We start from the raw sequence: 5899 nt of genomic DNA, 5'->3' as shown, positions 1-5899 counted from the left end.
AGTAAGGGATATATTGCGAAATATCAAGCCCGAAAAAGGACTGGCCCTCGATCGTATAGTGCGCAACAAAGCCGCCGATGAAGGCCTGAAATGCAAACAATGCAACCGCTACAAAAAGATATTTGCCAAGCGCCTTTTGCGACGGCGTAAGCGCCAAAGCGGCGATCGGATCGGCGCTAAGCTTCGCAGGAGCCTCGAAATCCTCGTCCTTTTTGCCGTAGAAATTTCCAAACCACACTAGCAGGCCTATGCCGGTAAGCAAAATAACAAGACTTGCGATCGTCCAAACGACGTTTTCCGTGGTAGGGACATTGTCTATTAGCGGCTCGTGCGGCCAGTTATTGGTATAGGTCGCCTCTCCGCTCGGACGATCCGTAGAAACCGCCCACGCAGTCCAAAAGATGAAATCCACGAGCTCGGCGCGATGTTGCTCGTTTGCGAGCGTGTTTTCCTTCATCGCGTAATCCTCGCGAAGCTTTTTAAAGCGCGGATCGTTTCCGAAAACGCCCATATACTCGTCTTTTACGACAGCCATAGCCTTCAAGCGATCATCGCTTAGCTTGACGGTGCCGTCTTTTACGGTGTTGGTGCGGTACTCGGCCTTGGTAAGCGCCTTAATCTGCGCCTTTTGCTCATCGCTTAAAGCGTCAAATTTCGTGCCGAAGCGCTCCTGCGCCTTGATATCCATAAACGCAACCAGCTCCTTATGTAGCCAATCCGCGCTCCAATCGGGCGCCTGATACGCGCCGTGACCCCAGATCGAGCCCACCTGCATACCGCCGATGCTCTGCCAGGCCTCCTGCCCGCGGTAAATGCGCTCGGTGCTGATTAGCTCAGCTCCGCTAGCATCGGTAAATTTTACCACCGGCGGAGACTGCCTATACACCTCGCCGCCGTAAAAACCCAAGAAACTAAAGCCCACGATGAGTACCGCTACAAGCGTCATCCAGAGCTTTTTATACTCTGCCATTTTCACTCCTTTAACTGAAATTAGGAGAGAATTTTACCTATTTAAATTTCGATAAGCATTGAGGCTCGTCAATAAAAAGATAAAATTTATCTGCTTAAGCTGAAATTTATTAAAGTATACTGGAATAAGGTATTTTAGAAAATTTTATATAAAATTTATATCTACAAATCTATCCCTGATCTCAATGTTATCAAGATTTAGATTTAGTTTGTCTTTTAAATACTTTTTCAAATTTACTCGTTCATACTCACTTAACATAGTTAGCGGAATGGCAAAATAATTACTATGAGTACTATCTAATAAAATTAGAACATTTAAATTTATGCTATCTATTCTTATTAAAATTTTAAGTACACCGAAGCAAAGAAGATTTATCGGATGCAAAGCGTACGATAAAATTAGCAAGAGAAATTTTTTAAACCTAGTTATATTGGCATTGTATTTGCAAGCGTCTTCAATCACGAGTCCAGAAAATTTATAAATAGCGATTTTATCGAAATTAGAAGCCTTTACACTTTTATGTACCGAATATACATCGTTATAATTTTTGCATAAAGAATTATATTCTATTCTATCGGAATGGAAATTTAAAAATTTATGTTTATTAATAAATAAAATTCCCACCAAAAAAGTAATGGCTCCTAAAAATTGATATACCCAAGCACTTCCTCTGCAGAAAAATAGAAATATAACTAAAAATACAGCTAATATTAAATAGCATTTGTGCTGATTTTAGTCCAATAATCTTTGATCATAAAAAGAGGCATTTCCGATTTATAACTTTGAAATTTCATACGATAATACTCCAAATTTTTAATTCAATACGCCGCTCTTTTCATTGACTTTGCTCTGCATCTTTCACTCCTTTTAAATAGAAATATATTTTGTAAATAAATTCGAATGTAGACATTAATATTACGGAACCCGAAAGAGAAAAACCGGATTGAAAGAAAATGATATATCCAAAAATTGAAAATCTACTTTGAAATTCCGGCATAAAATGGCTTGTTCTTATGCTTATACCGCTGCTTGCAAAATATCCGGTATAATAAACCTCAAACATAAAAATACCGAGACCGAACATAAATGGAAGCAACAAAAACGGGCAATCGTTTTCACGCTTCTTTTTTGAAACCAAGATAAAATCATTATCATATCTACAAAAGTAAATATAATAAACCAATGAATATAAGCTAGAAACCGCAAAAATAATAATCCCGTATACCCACATAATACTAACGTAAAATTCCGAAAGTTGGGTGTATGGGCTAATACTACCAATAATTTCGATATTTGGAAAATAACTTTTCATAAAATTTACGAAATTTAAGCACACAGGAGAAATATCTAAAATATTTTTAGGAATTATAAAGGCGCTAAGGGAATATAAAAAATATATAAAACACAATTTCGTAAAAAATTTACCGAATTTTATACGAGTATTTTCTATTCTTATCTTTTTGCTTTCAAATTCTAAATCCTGCAATCTTGACCCCTAAATAAAATGATTACGCATTTTATTGCCTACTACCTTAAACAAACTATAAATTAGCATATTTATATTGTGCTTAATAAACGCAATCTATGTAAGGGCTTCCGAAAGTGGATCAAATTTGGATTTGCTCTAAATTTAAAACGATCCGTCGCTACTACTTTCGCGAGGTTTAGGAAGCGGCGAAATTTTAGTGTAATACTCCTCCTTGCCGTTGTATTGGCGGCTAAAAACGCCGTCCGGGACGGTGAAGTTGCGCTTGGTTTGCGGATATTCTTTTAAATAGGCATCTAAAAATTTTGCAAACACCGGTGCTGCGGTACGACCGCCGCCCTCGACCTTTCGCATAGGTTTATAATCGTCGTTGCCGTACCAGATGATGATCTGCAAATCCGGCGTAAAGCCGCAAAACCACGCATCTATGCTATCGTTTGAGGTGCCTGTTTTGCCCGCTATGTCGATGCCCTGTACGCGTGCGCGAGTACCGGTGCCGCGCTGCACGATATTTTTTAGCAGCGTAGTCATCAGATATGCCTGTTCAGGGCGCAGCACGCGGCGGCGCTCAGGCTCGATAAAGCGAGTTTTGCCGTCCTTATCGGTAATCGAAACGATAAATTTTGATTTTGCAGTAATCCCAAGCCCCGGAAACATCGAATACATCGTGGAGTATTCAAGCGGCGAAATTCCGTAGCTGCCGATAGCCACCGACAGGGCGGGCGGGACGTTTTTAAAGCCGAACTCGCCCAGCTTTTTTACCGCACGATCAACGCCGATAGATTGCATCAGATTGATCGAGGCAAGGTTGCGCGAGCGCGTTAAAGCTTCTTTGATCGTGATGTAGCCGCTGTAAGTCTTATCGTAATTTTTCGGCTTCCACGTTTTATCGCTACCATCGTCGAATTCTCTAGCTATATCGGGAACTTCGGTCATCGTCGAGTAGCCCATATCAAGGGCGATTTGATAGACGAAAGGCTTGAAGCTGGAGCCGGTTTGGCGCTGGGATTGGCTGGCGCGATTGAAATTTGATTTCGCGTAATCCACGCCGCCTACTAAGGCTAAAATTTCGCCGTTTTGCGGATGCGTGACGACCATAGCGCCGTTTACGTTGCTTGCATTAGCGTCTTTGTTGCGCTTTAAAATTTCATTGTAGCCGAAAACTAATGCCTCTTGCGCCATCGCTTGCGCCTTTAAATCAAGGCTCGTATCTATGCGGTATCCGCCCGTGCGGACGTCCGGTAGAATTTTTTCCGCTTCTTTTATGATCTCATCTACGGCATACGGCGCTACGTTTTGCGTGAGCGTTTCGTTGTAGATCGTAGGCTGTTCGTTCATCGCAAGCTCATATTCGGTCTTATTTATCCAGCCGAGCTCATGCATCCTATAAATCACGTTATTGGCACGCGAAAGCGACAAATCCAGGTGCTTAGTAGGATCAAAGCTGCTAGGAGCTTTCGGCAAACCCACTAAAATCGCGATCTCTTTAAGGCTTAAATCTTGCAAATCCTTTTTGAAATATCCCAAAGCCGCCGTGCGAATGCCGTAATATCCGTGCCCAAAATACACTTCGTTAAAGTAACGCTCTAGAATTTGTTCCTTGCTTAGAGCATTTTCTATCTTAAGCGATAGGATCGCTTCTTTGATCTTGCGATCAAGCTTCTTTTCGCTCGAAAGAACTAAATTTCGCGTGATCTGCTGCGTAATCGTAGAAGCCCCTTCGACGAATTTCATCGCTTTGACATCCTTAATAATCGCCCTAAAAATCGCCTCGACATTCACGCCGCCGTGTTCGAAAAACGCCGTATCCTCGATAGCTACGAGCGCCTCGATTACGCGGCCTGGAATCTCGTCGAATTTTACGTAAATTCTATTTTGTTCATTAAAAACATTGGCTATCAAATTGCCGTTGCGGTCATAAATTTTAGTCGTAAGCTCGGGATGATAATCGATGATAGAGTCCGATTCTAAGCGGATTTGCGAGTAAAAATACAAAAAAATCCCGCCTGCGGCAAACGCACAAACCGTAATAAAACTAAATAAAACTCTTACCATACAAACCTCTTTAAATTTTCCAGATCAAGCCCCATCGCCGTGAATTTTGACCCACGCGAGCTTTTGATATATTTTTCGTTAAAGCCTTCGATACTCATCGCACCCGCCTTGCCGCGCCAATCGCCGCTAGTGATATAGCCTTTTAAATCTGCTTCATTAAATTCTGCAAATTCAAAGCTTGCGACGCTAAGTGCCGAAAGTTCTAGCGCCTTACTGCAAAAAATCATCGCAGTATAAACAGCGCAGCTAGCACCGCTTTGAGCCCGCAGCATCCTTAACGCGTCCGCTTCATCCCGCGCCTTGCCTAAAATTTCGCCGCCGGCAAGCACAGAGCTATCGGCAAACAGCACTCTATCATAATTTTTATAAATTTTAAAAAACTGCGTTTTCTTGGCCAAGACAATGCGGTAAGCATAGGTGCGTGCATCGTCCTTGCTAATGCCGCTTTCGTCGAAATTAAAAGGAATTTGCGTAAATTCTACGCCGTTATCCTTTAGAATTTGCGCCCTAGTAGGCGAGCTGGAAGCTAAATAGATCATCAAAACTCGCCCACCGTCACGCCCAAATAAACGCAAATCAGCGTGACTACGATATTTAGCGGGATGAAATATTTAACGACGATGATTAAATGCTCATTCGCCTCAAGCTCATCTCCCGCATCCAAAGCTCGCTTCAAAGATGAAATTTTATAATGCATGTAGATAAAATTTAGTAGTATAAAGCCGGCGCCAGCCCACAGCGTGGCAATCGCGCCTTTTACCATAGGATCTGAAAATTTAAAACCTCCGCCGTCCGCAAGAAAAAATCCACTTACGCAAACGATCACCAAAAATAGCGCAAAGAACTGCTCATAGCGTTTCATATATCGTAAAATTTCTGTAAATTTTACATCCTTCGCATCCGCTTGACTTTTACTGCTTAAATTCATAAAAATCCGCGCGATCAAAAATACGCAGATCTGCGCGCAGACCAAAAAAATCACGCTTAAAATGTGAATCAGCGGCAAAATTTGCGAGGCTTTGATGAAGCCGGTATCGATTTCGTTCAAATTTTACCTTTTGCGTAAGAGATCGCCTCTTTGATCGCTTCTTCGATTTTTAGCACGTCCTTGCCGCCTGCGGTCGCAAAATCATCGCGTCCGCCGCCGCCGCCGCCTAAAATTTGCGCCGCGAGCTTAACCCATTCGCCAGCTTTGATCGGCGCGTTTTTAACGCCTGCCGCGATTGAAATTTTGCCGTCGGTGCCTACTTGCATCAGCATTATCGCCGCCTTTTCGTGGCTATTTTTAAACTCATCTATCATAGTTTTTATATCACCGCTTTCGACCGAGGCTACGCAAAGTTTAGTATCACCGACATTTAGAAAAGCCAGTGCATGAGAACTGCTTG

5 protein-coding genes and 1 pseudogene are annotated in these 5899 nt (G+C 42.3%); all 6 read right to left on the bottom strand.

The features are described from left to right. Positions 1 to 970 (bottom strand): annotated as a pseudogene (locus tag Q0340_RS05700) (nitric-oxide reductase large subunit); the annotation flags it as partial. Between the two features lie 835 nt (positions 971 to 1805). Further along, positions 1806 to 2456, bottom strand: a complete 651-nt coding sequence (locus Q0340_RS05695; protein ID WP_298082512.1) for a hypothetical protein — start codon at positions 2454 to 2456, stop codon at positions 1806 to 1808. A 144-nt stretch (positions 2457 to 2600) separates the two neighbouring features. Further along, a complete protein-coding gene (locus Q0340_RS05690; protein WP_298082511.1) occupies positions 2601 to 4511 on the bottom strand; it encodes a PBP1A family penicillin-binding protein in 1911 nt (636 codons plus the stop codon). Continuing rightward, on the bottom strand, positions 4505 to 5050 hold the full coding sequence (gene maf, locus Q0340_RS05685; protein ID WP_298082510.1) for a septum formation inhibitor Maf: 546 nt from the start codon (positions 5048 to 5050) through the stop codon (positions 4505 to 4507). The genes Q0340_RS05690 and maf overlap by 7 nt, the downstream gene beginning before the upstream one ends. Continuing rightward, on the bottom strand, positions 5050 to 5559 hold the full coding sequence (locus Q0340_RS05680; protein WP_295151458.1) for a hypothetical protein: 510 nt from the start codon (positions 5557 to 5559) through the stop codon (positions 5050 to 5052). The genes maf and Q0340_RS05680 overlap by 1 nt, the downstream gene beginning before the upstream one ends. Beyond that, positions 5556 to 5899 (bottom strand): DHHA1 domain-containing protein (locus Q0340_RS05675; RefSeq protein WP_298082509.1); only part of this gene is annotated, 344 nt, incomplete at its 5' end. The genes Q0340_RS05675 and Q0340_RS05680, both read right to left, overlap by 4 nt.

It is taken from the genome of uncultured Campylobacter sp., from assembly GCF_938045595.1.
In the GTDB taxonomy this organism is placed as follows: domain Bacteria; phylum Campylobacterota; class Campylobacteria; order Campylobacterales; family Campylobacteraceae; genus Campylobacter_B.
This window is presented reverse-complemented; position numbering and strand designations above follow the sequence as displayed.

What these genes read in the sequence shown, in the direction of transcription:
- maf (WP_298082510.1), bottom strand. Translation starts at nt 5,050, where the DNA reads ATGATCTATTTAGCTTCCAGCTCGCCTACTAGGGCGCAAATTCTAAAG.
- Q0340_RS05690 (WP_298082511.1), bottom strand. Translation starts at nt 4,511, where the DNA reads ATGGTAAGAGTTTTATTTAGTTTTATTACGGTTTGTGCGTTTGCCGCA.